Below are 22261 nucleotides of genomic sequence, written 5' to 3'. Positions count from 1 at the left end.
TATATGACCATATCATTATAACATAAATCATGATTTTTTTCAGTAAACACCCCTTATCATAAAAACGTTTACATAAGATGATATGTATTATATCCGTGACAAAATGTTACAAAAGTGATAGAATGAAGTTGTAAAGGGAAAATGTTCCCCAATAAAATAAAGGAGATGTTTAGCAAAATGACTCTTACTAAACAACATAAAAAAGTCATCCTTGTCGGTGACGGTGCTGTAGGTTCTTCTTACGCATTTGCTCTTGTCAACCAAGGTATCGCTCAAGAACTTGGTATCGTTGATATTTTCAAGGAAAAGACAGAAGGAGATGCTGAAGACCTTAGCCACGCCCTTGCCTTCACTTCACCTAAGAAAATCTATTCAGCAGAATATGCTGATGCGCACGATGCAGATCTTGTTGTTTTGACTGCTGGTGCACCACAAAAACCGGGTGAAACTCGTCTTCAATTGGTTGAAAAAAACCTTCGCATCAATAAAGATGTTGTTACCAAAATTGTTGAGTCAGGATTTAACGGTATTTTCCTTGTGGCTGCTAACCCAGTTGATATCTTGACTTACTCAACTTGGAAATTCTCTGGATTCCCTAAAGAACGTGTCATTGGTTCAGGTACTTCTCTTGACTCAGCACGTTTCCGTCAAGCGCTTGCTGAAAAATTGGATGTAGATGCTCGCTCTGTCCATGCTTACATCATGGGAGAACATGGTGATTCAGAATTCGCTGTTTGGTCACATGCTAACGTTGCAGGTGTCAACCTTGAAAATTATCTTCAAGACGTAGAAAACTTCAATGCTGCTGAATTGGTTGACTTATTTGAAGGCGTTCGTGATGCTGCATACTCAATTATCAATAAAAAAGGTGCAACATTCTATGGTATCGCAGTTGCCTTAGCTCGTATTACAAAAGCTATCCTTGATGACGAAAATTCAGTTCTTCCACTTTCGGTATTCCAAGAAGGTCAATATCCTGGTGTTACAGATTGCTACATTGGACAACCAGCTATTGTTGGCGCACATGGTATCGTACGTCCAGTAAATATCCCGTTGAATGATGCTGAAAAACAAAAAATGCAAGCTTCTGCTAAACAATTGAAAGATATCATCAATGATGCTTTCTCTAAAGAAGAATTTGCTTCAGTAGCTAAAAACTAAAGAATTTCCTTTCTTACTCCTTGTTTTATCAAGGAGTTTTTTCATTTTAAAACAGGAATAAAATTTGAAATTTTTTAGTTTGCGATTTTAGCTTCGTTACCTAACATTCCTTTAGAATCTTGAAGTATGAATGAAAAAAATTGTTCTTTCGAGTTTGAAAAGCGAATGTTATTGGAACTGTTTCATAAGTCCTATCTATTCTTTCAACTATATTAATAGCTTTTACTAGCGTAAAGTAAGGCTAAGATAATATTATCTTAGCCTTACTTTATAACTTATTTGAATAGATCGTTTAAATATGGAACAATTGTTTCTTCTTTCATATCCGATAAGGTCTGAATCCAGCGAAATGCTGTATGCTCTTCTGGATCAAGTTTTATCTCTCTACATTCTAGCAATTTCGCCTTGTATACTAGACGTGTGAAAACGACTCCCTTTGTATCATCGTAACAGCTATCCTCATGAAGTATCTCACTTAATTGTATCTTTTGGTTGACTTCTTCCATCGCTTCTCGTACAGCACCTTCTCGCGGCAATTCGTCTTCTTCCACACTACCTCCTGGAATATCCCAATATTCGGGATACATGTTTGGAGAACCACGTTTTATTTTACTTCGTTTAATAAGCAAATATTTTCCATCTTTTTCAATTAGAGCATGAGCAATCAATTTTATAGGCATTCGCAATCTCCTTTGTAAAAATAAAAAATCTTGCATAAAACAAGACTTTCAAGTAATAAACACAATCCACCCTGAGAGAATCGAACTCCCATCTCAAGAACCGGAATCTTACGTGATATCCATTACACTAAGGGTGGCAACTATTTTATTATATAAAAATTTTATAAAAATAACAAGTAAAAAAGGACTGAAATGATAAATTCCAATCCTTTTATTTGATTATAATTCAATATCACCAAACAAGTCAGCCATTGAAAATCCAGTTTGAGTTTCTGGAAGTTCAAAGTCACGTTTTTCTTGACGTTTTTGACGACGAGGACGTGATTGACGTTTTTCTTTTTGGTCATCTTCTTGTGCTGGACGTTCTTCAAGAGCCTTGATAGAAAGTGATACACGTTCTGCATCAGCGTTTACATCAAGAACTTTCACAGTTACTTCCTGACCGACTTTAAGCACATCTTTTGGATTTTCAACACGTTTATGTGAAATTTGTGAAATATGGACAAGTCCGTCAATACCTGGTAATACTTCTACAAAAGCACCGAAATCTGTTAAACGTTTAACTGTACCTTCGATAACATCACCGGCAGCAAGTTTTTGTTCGACACCGTCCCATGGTCCAGGGGTTGTAGCTTTAAGAGAAAGCGATACACGACCTTCTTCTTCATTCAAATCAAGAACTTTTACTTCGATTTCATCGCCAACTGATACAACAGATTTTGGTGAAACATTGCGCTCATGTGACAATTCAGTTAAATGAACAAGTCCGTCAACACCACCAAGATCAATAAAAGCACCAAAGCTTGTGATACGTGCAACTTTCCCAGTCACGATGTCACCAACAGCCAATTTACCAAACACTTCAGCACGTGCTGCTGCTGCTTGAGCTTCTACAACTTCACGACGTGAAAGGATAAAGCGATTTTCTTTTGGATCCACTTCTTTAATTTTTGCTTCAAATTCTTGACCTACAAAACGTTCAGTGTTACGAACGAAACGAGTATCTAGCATTGAAGCAGGAATAAATCCACGAAGTCCCTCAAATTCTACTGAAAGTCCGCCTTTAACAGCACGAGTCCCTTTTACAGTAACAACTTCTTCTTCACGTCCAACCAACTTGTCCCATGCCTTGCGAGCTTCTAAACGTTTTTTAGATACTAGGTAAGTAACTGTATCCGTATCTTTACCCACTACTTGACGAAGAACAAGCAATTCAAGTGTTTCACCTGGTTTTACAAGGTCGTTAATGTCAGCATCACGATCGTTTGTCAATTCACGAAGGGTCAAAACACCTTCCACACCAGTTCCAGCGATTGCAACATTAGCTTGGTTCGCATCAACAGTCAATACTTCAGCAGTAACGACGTCGCCTGGCTCAACTTGGCTAACACTATTTAGCAAATCTTCAAATTCATTCATCTAAAAAAATCCTCCAACAATCAAGCATTTCTCGCTTGACATACTTATAATATTTTTCCTAAGCACCGCAATGACATTGAACTATCTTTAACGTTTCTCACCCTATAAAGAAATAAAATACCCTAAGATATTTTACCATTTATCTGATATATTACCTAAGAACTGGGGTAGCTGGATTCGAACCAACGCATGAGGGAGTCAAAGTCCCTTGCCTTACCGCTTGGCTATACCCCAAAAAAGAACGTGGTCATACCATTAAAAATTAAGTACGCTCATGGAGAGGGAGGGATTCGAACCCCCGAACCCGAAGGAGCGGATTTACAGTCCGCCGCGTTTAGCCTCTTCGCTACCTCTCCTGTATAATCAACAGTATTCATTATACCATTGATGAAAAGAAAATACAAGCATTTATTTACTCAAATTATAGGTTTCAATCAATTTTTCCACAGCATTTTCAAGTTTTTTATAAAAACTATCAACATTTTCATTTTTTATGATAGCAAATTGCCCGTTAAACTCAGCAATTTGACCAATGACTTTTTTTCCAATTGATAGAACATAACCTTCGTACTGGTCAGTTCCTACTTTGACTTGGCTATCTGCCAATTGGATTTCAATCTTTTTATCTTTTTTACTCATCATATACCTCTTTCAAGTCTCTATTTTACAAAAAAATAGGAAAACTAGCAAGTGATATGTGACAATAAAAGCTACCTCAACCGAGAGATAGCTTCAAACATTTTTAAACTTTTACGATCCAGCCTTCTGGTGCTTTAACATCGCCAAATTGGATGCCGGTTAATTCATCATAAAGTTTTCGAGTAACAGGTCCAACTTCTGTTTCACTATAAAAAACATGAAACTCATCACCGTGCTGAACACCACCAATTGGAGAGATAACCGCTGCTGTGCCGCAAGCCCCTGCTTCGACAAATTTATCTAGATCATCTATGAAAATATCCCCCTCAATAGCTTTCATGCCCAAACGATGCTCTGCTAAGTATAGAAGAGAGTATTTTGTGATAGAAGGCAGGATAGATGGGCTAAGTGGTGTGATAAATTCATTATCTGCGGTAATGCCAAAGAAATTGGCAGAACCCACCTCTTCAATTTTGGTATGAGTTGCAGGATCTAAATAGATTACATCTGAAAATCCGTTTGTTTTCGCATATTGACCAGGAACAAAACTTCCTGCATAGTTCCCCCCTACCTTAGCTGCACCTGTTCCATGTGGAGCCGCACGATCGTATTCCTCTTGAATGAGAAAATTAGTTGGTTGCAAGCCTCCTTTAAAGTAATTTCCAACAGGCATAGCAAATACAGTAAAAATGTATTCATCGGCTGGTTTTACGCCAATGATGTCACCGATACCTAGCAACAGCGGACGAATATAAAGAGTCCCTCCTGTTCCATACGGTGGAACGTATTCTTCATTTGCACGAACAACCTGCTTAACTGCATCAATAAACATATCAGTCGGAACTTGTGGCATTAAGAGCCGGTCTGAGGTACGTTGTAGACGTTTTGCATTTTGATCCGGGCGAAATAGTTGAACGCTGCCATCTTTTGTGCGATATGCTTTCATTCCTTCAAAAGCCTGTTGTCCATAATGAAGGCAGGGAGAAGATTCAGACATATGCAAAGTAGCATCTTCAGTTAATTCTCCCTTTTCCCATTGACCGTTTTTATAATAAGCGAGATAACGATAAGGTAATTTCATATAGGAAAAGCCTAGGTTTCCCCAATCAAGATTTACTGACATAACATTCTCCTTTTTGAACTTATGTTTTTAATTTTACACTATTTTTAGATATTTTCAATAGCTTTTTGCAAAATTCTGAAAATTTTTAATTTCAGTTTATAACGACAATAAAAAATCAGCCACTTGGACTGATTTTCAATTATTTAAGATTCGCAGAGAACACTTCTTCATCAGAAATGGTATCTGAGATAAAACTACCATTGCTGGTTCTTTCAGATAAACCAAGATCAGCTAGCTTCACCTCGTAAGTCGTTCCTTTGTTAGAAACTATGGACAAAATTTGCTCTTCTTCTGCTGCTGGATTATCTGAACTGAAGAGATCTAGTTCTGCAGGCTGCTCCTCAAATACAGGACCTGCTTGAAAGACACGATGTGGCTTGGACTTCAGATCGCGCAACACTTGCAAGCCACGATTCGCTCGACTAGTCACAGGAATGTCTGCAACTGCCATTCGCTTGAGCGCTCCTCGCTGAGTCAAGATATAAAGTGAATCAGTATTGGCAATAAAAGCAGTAGCTAGGACATCATCTTTTTTGAGATTGATAGCTTTGACACCTGCTGCCTTGGCACCCACAATTGGTACTTCTTCGATATTGAACCGAAGAGCATAACCGTTCTTAGTCACTAACATGACATCGTCCAGCTTGATTGGAGAGAGGGTGATAATTTGATCGTCTTCATTTTTTAGTTTAGCAAACTTGATAGACTTGGACTTATAGGTTCGCCAAGGACTAAATTCTCTTCGCTCTACGCGCTTGATTTGCCCTAGTTTTGTTACCGCAAAATAAGTTCCTTCGTCAAAATTATCAACCAATTCTGTATAGATGACTTCTTCATTCGTCTCAAAATTAGTAATAGTCTGACTGAGGTGTTCCCCGATTTCTTTCCAGCGAATGTCTGCCAGTTCATGAATCGGTCGATAGATGACATTGCCAAGGTTGGTAAAAATCAAAAGGTGCTGAGTGGTTTTCGCCGAGCTGACAAAAATCAGACGGTCGTCCTCGCGCTTGCCGACCTCGTCAACCATTGATGAATTGAAAGAACGTGGACTGGTGCGTTTGATGTAACCCCCACGAGTGACGCTGACATAGGTTTCTTCTTCCACAATCAGACTAGCCGTATCAATCTCAATGGCATTAGCCGTATCTTGCAATTCACTAAGACGAGGATTGCCAAATTTCTTTTTGACCTCACGCAGTTCACGCTTCATCAAATTGTACATGGTCCGCTCATCGCCGATAATGGCAGAAAGTATGGCAATTTTCTCGCGCAATTCCGCCTGCTCTTCCTCCAGAATCACCACGTCTGTATTGGTCAAACGATAAAGTTGGAGAGTGACGATAGCCTCTGCCTGCTCCTCGGTGAAATCATAGCTGACTTTGAGGTTTTCCTTAGCATCCGATTTATTTTCCGATGCACGAATGAGCGCAATCACTTCATCCAAGATAGAAATTACTCGAATCAAGCCTTCCACGATATGCAGGCGCTTCTCTGCTTTCGCTTTGTCAAAACGACTACGCGCCAGAATAATCTCTTTTCGGTGGGCGATGTAACTAGTCAGAATCGGCACAATCCCTACCAAACGCGGTGTAAAATGATCAATCGCCACCATGTTAAAATTGTAATTGACCTGCAAATCCGTATATTTAAAGAGATAATTCAAAATCAGCTCGGTATTGGCATCCTTTTTCAGCTCAATAGCAATACGAAGCCCGTCACGGTCAGACTCATCCCGCACTTCTGCAATGCCAGCTACCTTATTATTGACCCGAACGTCATCAATCTTCTTGACCAGAACAGCTTTGTTAATGTCATAAGGAATTTCAGTGACAACAATCTGCTCTTTGCCGCCTTTGAGCTTTTCAATCTCCGTCCGAGAACGCACGACAACGCGCCCCTTTCCAGTCTCATAGGCTTTCTTAATCTCATCACGCCCTTGCACAATAGCTCCCGTTGGAAAGTCAGGGCCCGGCAGAAACTCCATGAGTTTGTCAACCTTAGCTTTGGGGTGGTCAATCATATAGACCACCGCATCGATGACTTCCGCCAGATTGTGAGGCGGAATGTCCGTCGCATACCCAGCAGAAATCCCCGTTGCCCCATTCACCAAAAGATTTGGAAAGGCAGCAGGCAATACAGTCGGTTCTTTTTCCGTATCATCAAAGTTCCAAGCAAAAGGCACGGTGTCCTTTTCGATGTCTTGAAGCAAGTAGCCCGCAATCTCAGACAAACGAGCCTCGGTATACCGCATAGCAGCTGGCGGATCGCCGTCCATAGAACCGTTATTTCCGTGCATTTCCACTAAAATCTCACGGTTCTTCCAGTCCTGAGACATACGGACCATAGCGTCGTAAATAGAGCTGTCACCATGCGGGTGGAAATTCCCCATGATATTTCCGACAGACTTTGCCGACTTGCGGTAGCCCTTGTCAAAGGTATTGCCGTCCTTGTTCATCGAATAAAGAATTCGACGCTGCACGGGCTTGAGTCCGTCACGAATGTCGGGCAAGGCCCGCTCTTGAATGATGTATTTGGAGTAGCGCCCAAAACGCTCTCCCATGATGTCCTCCAAGGACATGTTTTGAATGTTACTCATAAGATACAAAGGGACGTTTCGGCTTGCCGAAAATTTCTGTAGAAAAATAGGAAATCGATGCAGGGTTCGATGAACTCCAATCGATTTATCTTTTTTTCTAAGTCTTAGTCCCGTGTTCAGTTGCTATACAACCAAACTATCCTTTCTGTAATTTTCTTTTTTAATGCTTCCTGATGTAAGAGGCATCTCTTATGAATGAGCAAAGTGGATTATCACTTTCTTAGATTCAGTTTTTCTTTAGTGTACTGAATCATTTTTTCTGCAGTTTCTTTATCATAAGGAAAATCAGTCTTGAGAGAGAAAGCCTGAGCTTCTCTGTGGAAAAATTGCTGCGTAGACAGTAGAGACTGGATGAGGCTTTCTTTGTTGGAAAAATCAAGCAAAGCGGCAAATTCTTCCTCCTTCTCAGCAGGCAAATACTCAAACAGGTACTTGTAGTTTTTGCCGACATCAATGACTCCTCTGTCTGCTGCCACTTGCCAAGCCAATAATTTCAGCAATTCTTTCTGACAGATACCATAGAGATGATCCACCGCATACACAAATTGCTGACGCTGAATCCCCTTGACAACATAGGCTGAAACCCACCAGAATTCATTGCAAGATTTTGCAAAATCATCTGCACTCGCTGGTTTTGTCCAATAACGTTTGGGAGTAGGTGTATAGGGCTGAAAGAGTCCCTGCGGGTCATCCAGCACTGTGAAATCTGCTTCGCTATCCACCCATTCTTTGATGTGTTCCTTGGGGCAGAGAGTCAGATCTATCCGATTGCCATCTTCAAAGAGCATCAGATAAAGACGGCGATGGTCAAGTATATTATGTTGCTCGATGATGCGCTTGCCAAACGCTTCTAACCAAGCAAGGTCAGTTACCAGAGCAGCTAAATCATCTACAACGTAGACCACATCATAGTCTTGAAACTCGTCCTTGGGAGCATTCGGATTTGTCCGCGAGCCAGACAGAGCGACTGCATCCGCTTGTATGACTTTTGCAATTTGCAAAATCAAATCCAACATTTCACTTTCAGTTCTCATGGAGGTACCTACCTTTTTGCTAGATCGCTTCTTTCACTTTCTTAACCGCTTTGCGTTTTTTGTAGCGGCTGCGAATGGTATTGAGGTGGTCGCGAAGATCCGCATAGTGGCTTCTTTCTGGGTAGGCATAGGTCATGATAGCGGTGAAATCCAGCAAGAAATCGTAAATTTCTTGTAGCTGAATGCGAAGTTGCTTGCTTTGGCTAGGCACTTTGCCTTTTAATTCAGTCAAGCGCTCCTTATAGGCTTCTTCAAACCGCTTTTGCGCAGTTACCAAGCTTTCCACATGAGCTTCCAAGTGCAGTTTTGCCAGCGCCGTTTGATAAGTTGATTTCTTCAGCTCTTGGAGCAGGTGGTTGATGCCCTCTGTCTCTTTTTCATAGTTGGCAGCCGCAATCCCAGCGTAATTTTTCAGCAAGCCTGCCAAGATATCGTAGGCTTCTTTGGTCGCAGTCTCCTTGACCCGTGAAAATGCCCGCACCAAAGCAGTCAGCGTACCCAAAGCATCGTCTCGCTCGCGGTCGGCTTGGTCTAAACTGGTCACCAAGCGACTGGCTTTCGTCTGATGAAGCCCCTCCTGAAACTTAGCCAAATGCTGGCTCATCTCTTCCAGCTTACTCGTATAAATACTTTCAACCTTGTGCGCCTTGTTAAAAGCAGCAATCGCCTCTTTCGACTCGGTCATGAGCTGGGAAAATTCGTTGTTCTCCAAATTGCGTACCGTTAAACTAATGACTCCGTATTCTTTTGCCATAAACTCCTCTTTCTTCGTGTGTTTTTTAGTTTTTTTGCTTTAAAATCGCTCAGAACACATGTAAATGTTCGTCTTTTGCTTTAAAAATTCAAATCACACATGTGTGATTTGGTTTTTTACTCCTAGACAAGAAATTCTTCATGTGAAATTTCTTGTTTTAGGGGTGGGGAAGGTAATTTGAGATGTGGGATTGAGTTATCCTTCTCTTAAAAACGTTAATTCTGATAAAATTCTAGCTTCATCCAAACTTAGAATAACAAACAAGGATGAAGTGTAGATATCATCGTACCATTGTTCTAGTTTATCATTAGTCATATCAAGATGATATTGTTTAGCATTGTTATGTCTTAAACCAAAATTATTATACATTTCAAAAAGCTTTTCAAACGCAATAATCTTTTGATTATTAACCTTGAACACCTCCTTTAATTCCTCAGAATTATTCAATTCTTTTCTTAATGGCTCAAGGTAGTTCGCTAAAGAAATAAGTATTTCTTTCTTACGCTGAATATTTCCCTTATTTGCAAAATGATTATATTCTAAAACCTTTATTGCATCTTGTATATTTGTCTCAGATAAAATCTGAGAAACTTCCGAAGCATAAACATTCTTTTCAACGATGATTTTGTCACCATTTTCTAAAGTAATCAGTTCATGATTTGATAATTCTAAGAATCTTGTAATATTATCAAATATAACTTGAATAAACTGACATTCTTTTTCTGTAAATTTTCCCTCGAGATTATTAAATATATCGACTAATAACTCAGAGAAAACAAATAGTTGTTCAGTTGTATCATAGATGTTTGAAATAATAACTTCTATCATTTGTGAATAACTGGTGAACGTTGATCGATTAGGATAATCTAAGAAATTATCAGAAATGACACTATTTATCGTTGTATAATGGCCGCGGCCCAAATTATTCTCCATTTTAAGTAAGTCCACTAAATTTTTCAGTTCTCTCTGTGGATTAAACTCCATCTGGTTCAAAATATCAAAATAATTTTGTCGTGTCATAATATCTCCTATACTATCTTAAAACGCCGTCGTTTCTTCCAGCGTAAACTTAACATTATCTTCAATCCATTTACGGCGGGGTGGGACTTTGTCGCCCATGAGGACATTGACGCGGCGCTCGGCACGGGCCAAGTCGTCAATGGTGACGCGAATGAGGGTGCGGTTTTCAGGGTTCATGGTGGTTTCCCAAAGCTGGTCTGCGTTCATTTCCCCAAGCCCTTTGTAGCGTTGCAGCATGGCACCTTTGCCAAATTTCTTGCGCAAATCTTCTAGTTCGCCGTCCGTCCAAGCGTACTCGACAACCTCGTTCTTGCCTTTGCCTTTGGACATTTTATAGAGCGGGGGGAGGGCGATATAGACATGCCCTGCTTCTACGAGTGGACGCATGTAGCGGTAAAAGAAAGTCAGCAAGAGCGTCTGGATATGGGCGCCGTCCGTATCTGCGTCGGTCATGATGATAATCTTGTCGTAGTTGGCATCTTCGAGGGAGAAGTCCGAACCGACACCTGCACCAATGGTGTAAATCATAGTGTTGATTTCTTCGTTTTTGAGAATGTCTGCCATTTTAGCCTTGGCGGTATTGATAACCTTACCGCGCAGGGGCAGAATTGCCTGAAACTTGCGGTCGCGTCCTTGCTTAGCAGAGCCACCCGCTGAATCTCCTTCGACCAGATAGAGTTCGTTTTTGGCTGGGTTTTTGGATTGAGCTGGCGTTAGCTTTCCAGATAAAAGCCCCTTGTCTTTCTTGTTTTTCTTGCCACTTCGGCTTTCATCTCTCGCCTTGCGGGCTGCCTCGCGCGCATCTCTCGCCTTAATCGCCTTGCGGATGAGATTAGATGCCAATTCTCCATTTTCCAAGAGGAAGAAAGTCAACTTGTCCGACACAATCGAATCCACCGCAGGACGAGCAAGCGGACTGCCCAGCTTGTCCTTGGTCTGTCCTTCAAATTGCAAATGTTCTTCTGGTACTAAGATAGAAAGAACAGCCGCCAAACCCTCACGGTAGTCAGAACCTTCCAGATTTTTGTCCTTTTCTTTCAGCAATCCAGTCTTTCTCGCATAGTCATTCATGACCTTGGTAATAGCTGACTTAAGCCCCGTCTCATGCGTTCCACCGTCCTTGGTGCGGACGTTATTGACAAAAGAAAGGATATTATCTGAATAACCGTCATTGTACTGGAGGGCCACTTCCACTTGAAAACCGCCCTCTTCTCCTTCAAAATAAAGAACTGGTGTCAAAGTTTCCTTGTCTTCATTCAGATAGCTGACAAAGTCCTGCACCCCATTTTCATAATGAAAATCAACAGACTCGCCCGTTCGCTCATCTGTCAGAGAAAGGTGAACGTTTTTGAGCAAAAAGGCTGATTCATTAAGCCGCTCTGCGATTGTATTATATTTAAAATCAATCGTTGAGAAAATCGTATCGTCTGGCATAAAAGTCACTTTCGTGCCCGTTTTTGACTTGGGAGCCTTGCCAATCTTTTCCAGACTGGTAACAGGTTTTCCACCTTGCTCAAATCGTTGCCGATAAACCATTCCGTCACGTATGATTTCAACTTCCAGCCAGCTAGACAGCGCATTGACCACAGAAGAACCCACACCGTGCAGCCCCCCAGAGGTCTTGTAGCCGCCTTGACCAAATTTACCCCCAGCGTGGAGCACCGTAAAGATGACTTCTACTGTTGGGATTCCCATAGCGTGCATACCGACTGGCATTCCCCGACCGTGGTCTGCTACAGTCAAACTCCCGTCTTTGTTAATCGTCACGTCAATCTTGTCGCCAAAGCCAGACAGAGCCTCATCAACTGCATTGTCAACAATTTCCCAGACCAAATGGTGAAGCCCAGTTGCATCTGTTGAGCCGATATACATACCAGGACGTTTACGAACCGCGTCCAACCCTTCTAATACTTGAATGGCATCATCATTGTAATTGTTAATATTGATTTCCTTTTTTGCCACAAGGAACCTCCTGAATCATTCATCCTTTCTATCTTACAAGTTTTTAGCAAATTTTGCAAAGATTTTTAGAAAATAGTGTATTCTTTCTGCTTCTCACCACTATTTTTTCAGCCTAGACAAATTTTATAAAATATTTCTGATCGTTCAACTATCAAAATCAAAATTCATGGTATAATAAAAACATGATAAAGATAGTTTTTACATTGATAGCAGCTTATTTGATTGGTTCAATCCCTGCCGGGCTTTGGATTGGACAAGTATTTTACAAGAAAAATCTCCGCGAATACGGCAGCGGAAATACAGGGACGACCAATACCTTTCGTGTCCTTGGAAAAAAAGCAGGCATCATCACCTTTATTTTTGACTTTTTTAAAGGGACATTTGCGACACTATTGCCATTTTTCCTTCATATCAACGGTATTTCTCCTCTCGTTTTTGGACTTTTAGCCGTTCTTGGGCATACCTTCCCCATTTTTGCTGAATTTAAAGGTGGTAAAGCCGTAGCAACTAGCGCAGGCGTCATTCTTGGATTTTCACCGACTTTCTTCACTTATTTAGCTGTCATCTTTTTCAGCTGCTTGTACCTGACTAGTATGATTTCCTTTTCAAGTGTGACAGCTGCTGCCTCCGCTATTCTGGGAGTCTTAATTTTCCCACTATTTGGCTTTCTTTTACCACGTTATGATGTACTCTTTACCGTAATTGTACTCGCATTAGCGCTCATCATTATCGTCCGACATAAAGATAATATCCAGCGAATTCGGATGAAACAAGAAAACCTCATTCCCTTCGGATTGAATATCACAAAACAACAACCTAAACAGAAATAAAGGGAACTCTATATAGCGCGGTTTACACCAACTGCAATAAGCAGCATTTTAAAACAAGATTTTTGTAAATTTGATAATAATAATTTATTTCTGTGTAAGCAAGTATGTAATTTTAAAAATAAAAACGGAAGAAGTAATATTCTTCCATTTTTATTTAGCCTTGACTTTATTGATTTCTGAAATTGAATCTTTAAACGTAACACCTTGAATATTATGTGAGTGCCTTTTTTGTAGTTTCTGGCGATGTCATATCAATAACCACAAATTCATCACCTTCAAGATTCTTGTCTTTATCAACAATCGTAGAAACTTGGAAAAGACATGCGCCATTGACATAGTGCACTAAGACTAAGCAATGTCGACAAAATAGAAACATTTATTTTTTCTTCTTCATAATCAATCCTCTTTTATTATTTTTTGATTATATTATATAAGATTTTTTGATAAACTAAAACCTTATTTAGTAAATTTCAGTTTATCGTTCGTTAAAATGGATATAAAAATACTCTAATTTTTATATTAGAATACCTTTATTTTACAAACATTATGAAATTTTCATCTTATTACTTTATCTGTGCCATCAAACCCTTCAGCTCTGTCGCTCCAACGCCATCACCTGCTTTTTCAAAACACGCCAGTGCTTTTTGTGCATGAAGCTTAGCTCTTTTTATATCTCTCTTAGCTAACATTACCTCAGCCAAGGCGCGATAAGCACAAGCATGGTTGACTAAATCATCTGTCTGCAATGCTAAATTTAGTGTTTCTTGCAAAAGCTCTTCTGCAAGATGAATATTTCCAAGTTTGAACTGTAAATATCCTTGTTCGTATAAATTGACTGATTTCTTTAGTACATCATCAGGGAAATGCTCTGTAATAATTGTAGCTTCTGTCATTATCAAATCATAAGCCTTTTGAAAATGTTCTTCTTCTCGTTCGACCATAGCTAGTTGATGTAAGCCTATGTGCTGTTCTTCTAGGTTCTTTTCAGACACAGCTTGAGCATAATAGTCTTTTAAAAATTGACGGGCTAACGCAAAATCTTTTTCTTCTAAAGCAATATATGCTTTTAAATTCAGTGTACTATAATTGTCTTGCTCTATTTGATAAACTAATTGCTTCGCAAGCTGATATTGCCCATCAAACAATGCTTGCCAGGCTTTTTGAAGTTGTTCTTCTGTCATATTTTCTTTCCTTGTATTCATAGAAAATAAATGTTACACTCTAAAAGTTATATTAAATCAATCTCCGAAATTGCTTCTTTTACTTTTTCAATTGGCAAATGTACTAGCTCGACTTTCTTTTCGCTATATAAATAACGCGCATAATCATCCATACGGTATTGATTGATATACACTACTCGCTTGCAACCAACTTGTAAAAGCTGCTTAGTACAATTGAGGCAAGGGAAATGCGTGACATAAACAGTAAAACCTTTCGGAATTCCACGCTCTGCACCTTGTAAAATCGCATTCACTTCTGCATGTAAGGTTCTCACACAATGCCCATCAACCATCAAACATTCATGATCAATACAGTGCTCCGTTCCTGAAACAGAACCATTATATCCTGTTGAAATAACTTTGTTCTCCTTTACAATAACCGCTCCTACACTTGCTCGCTTGCAGGTTGAGCGATTAGCAATCAAGAGAGCTTGCGCTGCAAAATATTCATCCCAAGCCAATCTTTTTTTAACCATGTTACACCTCATTGTCTTATTCATCGCTCGATTTACCATTCTTTCGCTGCGGAAAAAGCGGAAGTCCGAGCGATGCAATCTTCTCTGCTGGAACCCTCATACCGTCTTTTATCCATTTAATCAAAACAGAAACCACCGCCGAACTCCAAAAAGAATTCATGTACGTTGAAGCCTCTTTTCTGGAATAATTTTGTTGCTCTAACATATCAAACACAGCACTTGTCAACAGTTTTTCTAAATTGTAGTCTATCGCTAGACTAACAATTCGAGCTTCTTTTTTGACTTCTTTAAACAAAAACAACCATACTTGATAAAGTTCTGTTCTCATATTGAATTGTTCCAATTTATCTGTAATCTTTTGCACTGTTCGTTGAAAAATTTCTTGTAAAATCTCTTCTTTTGAATCATAATTTCGATAAAAAGCTGCACGTGAAACGCCTGCCCTCTCTACTAATTCAGAAATAGTAATTTTAGTCAACTCTTTCTTTTCCAATAATTGCAATAAAGAAATCTCCAATGATTCTTTTGTAATTCGATTCGATTCCTCATTTGATATTTTTAAATTTTCTAAGGATTTTTTTGATATTTTACGTTCCGACATAACATTTTCTTTCTACGTGTAACAACCGACTGTAAAGGCTTTCTAAGGCACAGATTTCATGATATAATTGTAAAAAAAGACAAAACTTTTGTCAATGTCTAACTAATTTACTGCCCTATAAAGGAGAATTTAATGACTTGGAAAATTGTAGCTGATTCAGGTTGTGATTATAGAACTATCGAAAATATTGCTGTTGACACCTTATTTGAAAATGTTCCTTTGAGCATTCAAGTAAACGATGAAATCTTTATAGATAATGCACAACTCAATATTGATGATATGATGAAAAAAATGTATGCCACTTCTTCTGCTTCAAAATCAGCCTGCCCTAGTCCAGATGACTATATGAAGGCTTTTGATGGCGCTTCAAATATTTTTGTGGTTACTATTACAGGAACCTTATCAGGAAGTCACAATAGCGCGCAAGTTGCTAAAAAACTCTATCTCGAAGAACACCCCGATGTGAATATTCATATTATTGATACTCTTTCTGCAGGCGGCGAGAATGACTTGATTATCAAAAAACTGAATTTTCTTATTGGTCAAGGTTTGAGTTATGAAGAAGTCGTGACAGAAATTACAGCCTATCAAACCAAGACAAAATTACTTTTCGTTCTTGCCAAAGTTGACAATCTCGTTAAAAATGGTCGACTAAGCAAATTAGTCGGAGCCGTTGTAGGATTACTTAACATCCGTATGGTAGGTGAAGCTAGCCAAGACGGGAAGCTAGAGTTACTTCAAAAGGCACGTGGTGCAAAAAAATCACTCATTGCAGCTTTTGATGAACTCATAAAAGCGGGCTATGCAGGTGGGCAAATCATTATTGCTCATCGAAATAATCTTAAGTTTTGCCAGCAATTTTCCGAAATGGTGCGAGAAAAATTTCCTCAGGCTGTTATTGAAGTTATTCCAACTTCTGGCCTGTGCAGTTTTTACGCCGAAGAAAATGGTCTCCTCATAGGTTATGAAATTCAATAATGTAACAAAAGGAATTAGACAGGTGACTATGAAACGAATATAATCTGAGAAGATTACGTATACGACGGAATAAAATTGAAAATTTTTAGCTCCTAGTTTCACTCCTGCAAAGGTTGAACCGTCTGAACGGATCAGCTCAGTAACCTCTATTACAAATACTTTGAGCAATAAACCACTGCGTCCTTGGTTTATTGCATCATATACTTTGAAGCTGGGAATTTTCGTCCCAGCTTTTTTTATAAATAAAGCAAACTAAAAACAATGAGCACACTAATCATGCTAAAAAGTGAGCCAATGAGGTAATATTCCGCAAAGGACTGGCTTTCAGAAATTTTATTATAGCGAGCAATTGACTTGGCGGTAAAAACTAAACCAATCGAGGCAAATTGTCCAAATACGAGGGACAAAGCCATAATATAACGCTCTAAAATCCCAATCATTGCACCTGCACCTGCTATGGTATCTTGGTCATTCCCATTTGACTGATATTTGCTAAAGAAAAACTTAAATAAAATATTAACAGGTTTTCCAACGATAGCCAAAAATAGAAACATCTGAGCTACTAGAACACTATTTTTAAGCCAAAGTGGATAGGTTTTACTCGCCAATACGGTATAAAATAGGAAAATGCAAATGAGATGAAGTAGTTGGTCAACGATAAAAGCTTGTTTGGTACATTTCTTTTTCTCTATAAAAATATTGAGCTTGTACTTCAAAAAGTCAATAACTACATGACTAAGCCAAACCACAGCAAAATATAGGCTATTTTTGGGGAAAAAGACACTCAAAATCAGTAATGGAAGAAAAACGATGATCAAATGTAATATTAAATATGGGAATTTCCGACTTTTTAAGTCGGCTATTTTTTGACTCTGCCATTGAAAATCAGCTAAAACATGAGCTATCAACGTTAATAATAAGATTGGATTTTGCAAGAAGAAATCTGAAAACCCCCACAACTTAGACATACCTACTCTCCTCCTTTGCTATCTCTTTTAATATCTGATTCATAGCAACTCGTTTATTTCTGAGATAAATTTTTAGACCACTTGCCTTGATACGTTTATTAAAAGCACTTGGAGTAATACCGAGCAATCTTGCTATTTCTTTATGCGAAAATGTTTCATCGTATATATTTTCAGCCAGTAATTGTTTGAGTACATCATATTGAACTTCTGTCCACTTAGACTGAATAAAAGAACACGCAGCTAACATAGCATTGACAGTCCAACTAACTTCTTCATTTGCCAAAAAAACTGAAATGTGATTGATGCCATAATCATTCTTATCGTGGATATGGTTAATGGCTTCTCTCGCCAACCAATATGCAGGACCATCAGAACCTATACTTTGTTCTTTATTAATCTCTGTAATCATATCTCCAACACCAATACCGAATCGAATTTCATAAGGAGCAAATGCAACAGAAATCTGATCTATGATTTGAAATATATAAGAATTTGGTGAAAATAAGGCTTGAAATTCATCTCCAGTTGTGACTGTAAAGGGAGAAACTAAATAATTTTGATATTGCTGATTCAACTCTTTCATCAATTGTAATAAGCGCTGTTGCACCTGTGCTCGATCTTGTATTTTTTTTGATTCAATAATATCGCCAATAAGAGCAATGTACATCATTTTCTCACCTCTTTTTATCTATTATAACGGAAATTTTTAAAAATTTCCATTACAAAGGACATTTTATAAAATTTCCGTTATAAAGGACATTTTTAAAATTTTACTTTTTTAAAAAATACAGTTAAATGCCATACATTCACTGATTTTCGAATTAATTATCCGTTAATTTCCATACCTTACTTAACACTTCTCCAATCTTGCCCTTGATGACTAAATTAGCTTGATTATCTTGTACCGTATTACTTTTATTGATAAGGACTAGCTGCCGTCCTTGAAAATAATGAACCAAATTCGCCGCTGGATAAACAACTAGCGAGGTCCCACCAATGATGAGTAAATCAGCTCGACTAATAGCTTGAATAGCTTGAGAAAAGACGTCCATATTTAGCGATTCCTCATAAAGAGTCACATCTGGCTTAACTATGTAACCGCAAGTCTCACAATAAGGAATAGTTCCAGATAATCTCAAAAAATCCTCTAAGTCATAAAAACGATGACAGTTGGTGCAATAATTTCGGTCAACACTACCATGAATTTTCAATACATTTTTGCTTCCCGCTATCTCGTGTAAACTATCAATATTTTGCGTGACAATCGCTTTTAATTTCCCTGTCTTTTCTAGATGAACTAAATAATCATGGGCTACATTTGGTCTGGCATCCGGATAAATGAGATGTTTTTTGTAAAAGTCAAAAAACTGTTCTGGATAGCGTTCAAACATCGTATGGGAAACTAGTTGCTCTGCTGTAAAATGCTGGTTTAACTCAATATTGTAAATACCATTTGAACTGCGAAAATCCGGAATACCAGATTCAGTTGAAACACCTGCACCACCAAAGAATACAATATTTTGACTACTTTGAATAATATAAGCCAGTTCTTCAATTTTATCCATATTGCCCTCCTAAAATTTATCAATACAATAAAGAAAAAATCGACTAGTTTCACTAGCCGATTCGTATTCTAACTGAATTATTTTGACAAGTTATAGAAAGATTTCAAACCACGATATTCAGCTACTTCACCAAGTTGATCTTCAATGCGAAGCAATTGGTTGTATTTAGCGATACGGTCTGTACGTGAAAGTGAACCAGTCTTGATTTGTCCTGCGTTAGTTGCGACTGCGATGTCAGCAATTGTTGAATCTTCAGTTTCACCTGAACGGTGTGATACAACAGCAGTGTAACCAGCTTCTTTCGCCATTTCGATAGCGTCAAATGTTTCAGTAAGAGTACCGATTTGGTTAACTTTGATAAGGATTGAGTTAGCACAAGCTTCGTTGATACCTTTTTCAAGATAAGAAGTATTTGTTACGAAGAAGTCGTCACCAACAAGTTGCACTTTCTTACCAAGACGTTCAGTAAGTTTCTTCCATCCATCCCAATCGTTTTCATCCATACCATCTTCGATAGTGATGATTGGGTATTTGTTTACTAATTCTTCAAGGTAGTCAATTTGTTCATCAGCTGTACGAACTGCAGCTCCTTCACCTTCGAATTTAGTATAATCATAAACTTTACGTTCTTTGTCGTAGAATTCTGATGATGCACAGTCAAAACCAAGGAATACATCTTTACCAGGAACATAACCAGCAGCTTCAATGGCAGCAAGGATTGTTTCTACACCGTCTTCAGTTCCATCAAAACGAGGAGCAAATCCACCTTCGTCACCAACAGCTGTTTCAAGACCACGAGATTTAAGGATTTTCTTAAGAGCGTGGAAAATTTCAGCACCCCAACGAAGAGCTTCTTTGAATGTAGGTGCACCAGCAGGTACAATCATGAATTCTTGGAAGGCGATTGGAGCATCTGAGTGAGAACCACCGTTGATGATGTTCATCATTGGAGTTGGAAGAACTTTAGTATTGAATCCACCAAGGTAGCTGTAAAGTGGAATTTCAAGGTAATCAGCAGCAGCACGTGCCACAGCAATAGATACACCAAGGATTGCGTTTGCACCCAATTTACCTTTATTTGGAGTACCATCAAGTGCAATCATTGCACGGTCAATAGCTTGTTGATCGCGAACGTCATAACCAATAACTGCTTCAGCAATAATATTGTTTACGTTGTCAACAGCTTTTTGTGTACCAAGACCACCGTAACGAGATTTGTCACCATCACGAAGTTCAACTGCTTCGTGTTCACCAGTAGAAGCTCCAGATGGAACCATACCACGTCCGAAAGCACCTGATTCAGTATAAACTTCTACTTCAAGTGTTGGGTTACCGCGTGAGTCTAGGACTTCGCGAGCGTAAACATCAGTAATAATTGACATTTTTTACTCTCCTTTGAGTTATTTTATTTACATTCCTATCATACCTTAAAAATCGGTTTTTTTCAAGGAAAAATCGTGTCTTTCTATGAAATTTACGATAATTTTCTGTGTAAGCGTTTTATATTTCCGAATGTTTCTTGGATAAATTTCAAAAAAGTATGTTATACTAACTTTATGACAGATATAAACAAAGCAATAATCGAAAAAGCTCAAGGGGGATTAAAATTAAATCCTGATGAGCAAAGAAAATTTTTAGAAACATTTGAAGAACGGGTCATAGCAGAATGTAGCATTGATGAGGCTAATAGTGCTCCTATCCACGACCACTTTAAAGAAATGTTACAAAAGATTATCTTGGACTATCAGCCTGTAACTGTGAAAATATCTCCTGCGGTCACCAGTCAATATCAAATTTTTTACTTAAAAATAGCAAAAGATCTCGGTTGCAAAGCAACAATCGTGTCTAGTAACTGCAAAAATTCTCCATTTGGATTGGTTATTCATAGCGATCATCCAGTAGAGATTACCGAAAAAGAAATCCTTATCCAATTTTCTGAACTTTTCCAATCAGATTTATCCCAACAAGCAGAAAAGAAACTTTCTTTTTGGAAAAGGTTGTTTCATTAAGGAGGTCACTAATGACAAATTTAGAAACATTAACCTTGTTCCTTCGAGCGGAAAATCAAAGAGATTGGAAAACTTGCCAAAAATTTTTACATACTAAAATCATCTGAGAATTGCATGAGCAAAAGGTTTCTATTATTCATGGAATAGAAGATTACCTTTATAAGATTCAGCAAGCCTATCGTCATAACACTGTTCAATTTTCCCGTTTACATACTTTTTCAACAGATGAAAATCGGATTGTTACTATTCTCAAAAATGATTTTAGTCAACTATCCTGTGATATTTTTGAGTTTGAAAATGGTTTAATTGTCAGAGAATATAAATATTTGCTATGATCATTTTTGAGAAACAAACGTATAAGGTTAGGGAATAATATCCTAGCCTTATTTTTTATAACAACTCTGCTTCGCCTATACCAAATGCCGTTAGGATCTGCTTGATTTGGTCGAAATTCAAGCGAAAATGTTCTAACGTATGGGCATCAGAGCCAACAGAATACTTTGTTCCGCCCAATTCTTTCACCAAAGATAGAGCATAGATATAAATATCTTCGTGATTATAGAGATACATAGACTTGCAATTTAGTTCAAAAGCCAAGTTGTACTCTATCATTTTCTGAAAGAGGGCACGAAGTTGAGGTTCAAAGTTTTTTAGTTCTTCAACTGTCACATTAAACTTGCGAAAACCATAGTCAAAATGAGCCAAAACATGAGCTGGAATACTTTCAATAGCTTCTTCTAATTCTTTTAAATAATCTGGAATCCATTGCATTTTTTCCAATTGCAAAACAGGAGCTTCTAAGTAATCGAATTTCCCATTGTGATGAACAGATAAAAGTTTCAAATCATAATCTTTATCTTCTAAAAAAGCCAAAGTATCTTTCTTACGTGGTCTATAATAGCCTATTTCAATTCCTTTTTTGATTCGATTTCCATATTTCTTATTGAGAAAAGCTATTTTTCTAGAATAAGACTTATAATCAGGAATGTCATCGTGAGGAGAGCCTGCATTATACGGATAGGGATTAGATAAATCCAGATGTTCAGTCGTCACAATTTCTCCATCATAATGTTCCAAGTAATCTCTAAAATCAGTATCTGAATCGTAAGAAAAGTAAGTATGAAGATGATTGTCACGCATAATATTTTTCCTCCTATCGTTCCATTAAATTATACCGGAAACTTAAAAAATATCGTTTCTAGTTCCATTATCTCTTTCTATGGTCT

Annotated in this window: 20 protein-coding genes, 3 tRNA genes and 2 pseudogenes; 5 read left to right on the top strand and 20 right to left on the bottom strand. The window is 38.3% G+C overall.

Features of this window, described 5'->3' with window-relative positions; genetic code table 11:
• Nucleotides 1–177 precede the first annotated feature (177 nt).
• Complete coding sequence (locus HMPREF1514_RS02380; protein ID WP_003069027.1) at nt 178–1161, top strand: L-lactate dehydrogenase; 984 nt, start codon at nt 178–180, stop codon at nt 1159–1161.
• Nucleotides 1162–1436: 275 nt separating this feature from the next.
• Here HMPREF1514_RS02380 and HMPREF1514_RS02375 read toward each other — a convergent pair whose 3' ends face one another.
• From HMPREF1514_RS02375 to parE, 12 genes and pseudogenes are all read right to left on the bottom strand, one after another.
• Nucleotides 1437–1841, bottom strand: coding sequence for an NUDIX hydrolase (locus tag HMPREF1514_RS02375; protein WP_037596993.1), 405 nt, complete (start codon nt 1839–1841; stop codon nt 1437–1439).
• Nucleotides 1842–1906: 65 nt separating this feature from the next.
• Nucleotides 1907–1978: transfer RNA gene (locus HMPREF1514_RS02370), tRNA-Arg, on the bottom strand.
• An 82-nt stretch (nt 1979–2060) separates the two neighbouring features.
• Nucleotides 2061–3260: a 30S ribosomal protein S1 gene (gene rpsA / locus HMPREF1514_RS02365; protein WP_003069023.1), complete on the bottom strand. Its 1200-nt coding sequence runs from the start codon at nt 3258–3260 to the stop codon at nt 2061–2063.
• 162 nt (nt 3261–3422) lie between these two features.
• A tRNA-Gln gene (locus HMPREF1514_RS02360) sits at nt 3423–3494 on the bottom strand.
• Nucleotides 3495–3535: 41 nt separating this feature from the next.
• A tRNA-Tyr gene (locus HMPREF1514_RS02355) sits at nt 3536–3616 on the bottom strand.
• Between the two features lie 52 nt (nt 3617–3668).
• Nucleotides 3669–3899: a DUF2969 domain-containing protein gene (locus HMPREF1514_RS02350; protein ID WP_003024423.1), complete on the bottom strand. Its 231-nt coding sequence runs from the start codon at nt 3897–3899 to the stop codon at nt 3669–3671.
• Nucleotides 3900–4002: 103 nt separating this feature from the next.
• Nucleotides 4003–5025: pseudogene (locus HMPREF1514_RS02345) on the bottom strand (branched-chain amino acid aminotransferase); the annotation flags it as partial.
• 136 nt (nt 5026–5161) lie between these two features.
• The gene (parC, locus tag HMPREF1514_RS02340) at nt 5162–7618 is read right to left on the bottom strand and encodes a DNA topoisomerase IV subunit A (protein WP_037596989.1); all 2457 of its coding nucleotides are present in this window, start codon (nt 7616–7618) and stop codon (nt 5162–5164) included.
• A gap of 212 nt (nt 7619–7830) precedes the next feature.
• A complete protein-coding gene (locus tag HMPREF1514_RS02335) occupies nt 7831–8652 on the bottom strand; it encodes an aminoglycoside 6-adenylyltransferase (RefSeq protein WP_037596987.1) in 822 nt (273 codons plus the stop codon).
• A 19-nt stretch (nt 8653–8671) separates the two neighbouring features.
• Nucleotides 8672–9406 (bottom strand): DUF6261 family protein, encoded by a 735-nt coding sequence (locus HMPREF1514_RS02330; protein ID WP_037596985.1) that lies wholly within the window; start codon nt 9404–9406, stop codon nt 8672–8674.
• Between the two features lie 195 nt (nt 9407–9601).
• Entirely contained in the window at nt 9602–10426 is an 825-nt protein-coding gene (locus HMPREF1514_RS02325) for a hypothetical protein (protein WP_037596983.1), read from the bottom strand.
• Nucleotides 10427–10444: 18 nt separating this feature from the next.
• The gene (gene parE, locus HMPREF1514_RS02320; protein WP_037596981.1) at nt 10445–12388 is read right to left on the bottom strand and encodes a DNA topoisomerase IV subunit B; all 1944 of its coding nucleotides are present in this window, start codon (nt 12386–12388) and stop codon (nt 10445–10447) included.
• Nucleotides 12389–12570: 182 nt separating this feature from the next.
• Here parE and plsY point away from each other — a divergent pair, with 182 nt between their 5' ends.
• Nucleotides 12571–13218 carry a glycerol-3-phosphate 1-O-acyltransferase PlsY gene (gene plsY / locus HMPREF1514_RS02315; protein ID WP_037596978.1) on the top strand — a complete coding sequence of 216 codons (648 nt, stop codon included), beginning with the start codon at nt 12571–12573 and terminating at the stop codon, nt 13216–13218.
• A gap of 563 nt (nt 13219–13781) precedes the next feature.
• Here the strand turns inward: plsY and HMPREF1514_RS02310 are convergent.
• The 3 genes from HMPREF1514_RS02310 to HMPREF1514_RS02300 are packed head-to-tail and all read right to left on the bottom strand — an operon-like array spanning nt 13782 to nt 15515.
• Nucleotides 13782–14399, bottom strand: coding sequence for a tetratricopeptide repeat protein (locus HMPREF1514_RS02310; protein WP_037596976.1), 618 nt, complete (start codon nt 14397–14399; stop codon nt 13782–13784).
• A 47-nt stretch (nt 14400–14446) separates the two neighbouring features.
• Nucleotides 14447–14914 (bottom strand): deoxycytidylate deaminase, encoded by a 468-nt coding sequence (locus HMPREF1514_RS02305; RefSeq protein ID WP_006267890.1) that lies wholly within the window; start codon nt 14912–14914, stop codon nt 14447–14449.
• A 16-nt stretch (nt 14915–14930) separates the two neighbouring features.
• Complete coding sequence (locus HMPREF1514_RS02300; RefSeq protein ID WP_037596974.1) at nt 14931–15515, bottom strand: TetR/AcrR family transcriptional regulator; 585 nt, start codon at nt 15513–15515, stop codon at nt 14931–14933.
• A gap of 132 nt (nt 15516–15647) precedes the next feature.
• Here HMPREF1514_RS02300 and HMPREF1514_RS02295 point away from each other — a divergent pair, with 132 nt between their 5' ends.
• Nucleotides 15648–16493: a DegV family protein gene (locus HMPREF1514_RS02295; protein WP_037596973.1), complete on the top strand. Its 846-nt coding sequence runs from the start codon at nt 15648–15650 to the stop codon at nt 16491–16493.
• A 236-nt stretch (nt 16494–16729) separates the two neighbouring features.
• Here the strand turns inward: HMPREF1514_RS02295 and HMPREF1514_RS02290 are convergent, their stop codons facing one another.
• The 4 genes from HMPREF1514_RS02290 to eno form a co-directional block, all read right to left on the bottom strand.
• Complete coding sequence (locus tag HMPREF1514_RS02290; protein WP_037596971.1) at nt 16730–17461, bottom strand: DUF3307 domain-containing protein; 732 nt, start codon at nt 17459–17461, stop codon at nt 16730–16732.
• On the bottom strand, nt 17454–18131 hold the full coding sequence (locus tag HMPREF1514_RS02285) for a SatD family protein (protein ID WP_037596969.1): 678 nt from the start codon (nt 18129–18131) through the stop codon (nt 17454–17456). Before HMPREF1514_RS02285 ends, HMPREF1514_RS02290 begins: the two co-directional genes overlap by 8 nt.
• A gap of 151 nt (nt 18132–18282) precedes the next feature.
• Nucleotides 18283–19026 carry an NAD-dependent protein deacylase gene (locus HMPREF1514_RS02280; protein ID WP_037596967.1) on the bottom strand — a complete coding sequence of 248 codons (744 nt, stop codon included), beginning with the start codon at nt 19024–19026 and terminating at the stop codon, nt 18283–18285.
• A gap of 77 nt (nt 19027–19103) precedes the next feature.
• Nucleotides 19104–20408, bottom strand: a complete 1305-nt coding sequence (eno, locus tag HMPREF1514_RS02275; protein WP_003068974.1) for a surface-displayed alpha-enolase — start codon at nt 20406–20408, stop codon at nt 19104–19106.
• Nucleotides 20409–20582: 174 nt separating this feature from the next.
• Between eno and HMPREF1514_RS02270 the strand changes: the two genes are divergently transcribed.
• Nucleotides 20583–21035, top strand: coding sequence for a DUF1694 domain-containing protein (locus tag HMPREF1514_RS02270; RefSeq protein ID WP_037597249.1), 453 nt, complete (start codon nt 20583–20585; stop codon nt 21033–21035).
• Between the two features lie 11 nt (nt 21036–21046).
• Nucleotides 21047–21370, top strand: a pseudogene (locus HMPREF1514_RS09620) (nuclear transport factor 2 family protein).
• Between the two features lie 55 nt (nt 21371–21425).
• Here HMPREF1514_RS09620 and HMPREF1514_RS02260 read toward each other — a convergent pair.
• Nucleotides 21426–22175, bottom strand: coding sequence for a PHP domain-containing protein (locus HMPREF1514_RS02260; protein ID WP_003068966.1), 750 nt, complete (start codon nt 22173–22175; stop codon nt 21426–21428).
• Nucleotides 22176–22261: the final 86 nt, after the last annotated feature.

Origin of the sequence: Streptococcus sp. AS20, assembly GCF_000524255.1 — a bacterium.
GTDB classification, from domain to species: domain Bacteria; phylum Bacillota; class Bacilli; order Lactobacillales; family Streptococcaceae; genus Streptococcus; species Streptococcus constellatus.
The sequence above is the reverse complement of the archived record's forward strand: the minus strand, read 5'-3'. Positions and strand labels throughout refer to the sequence as shown.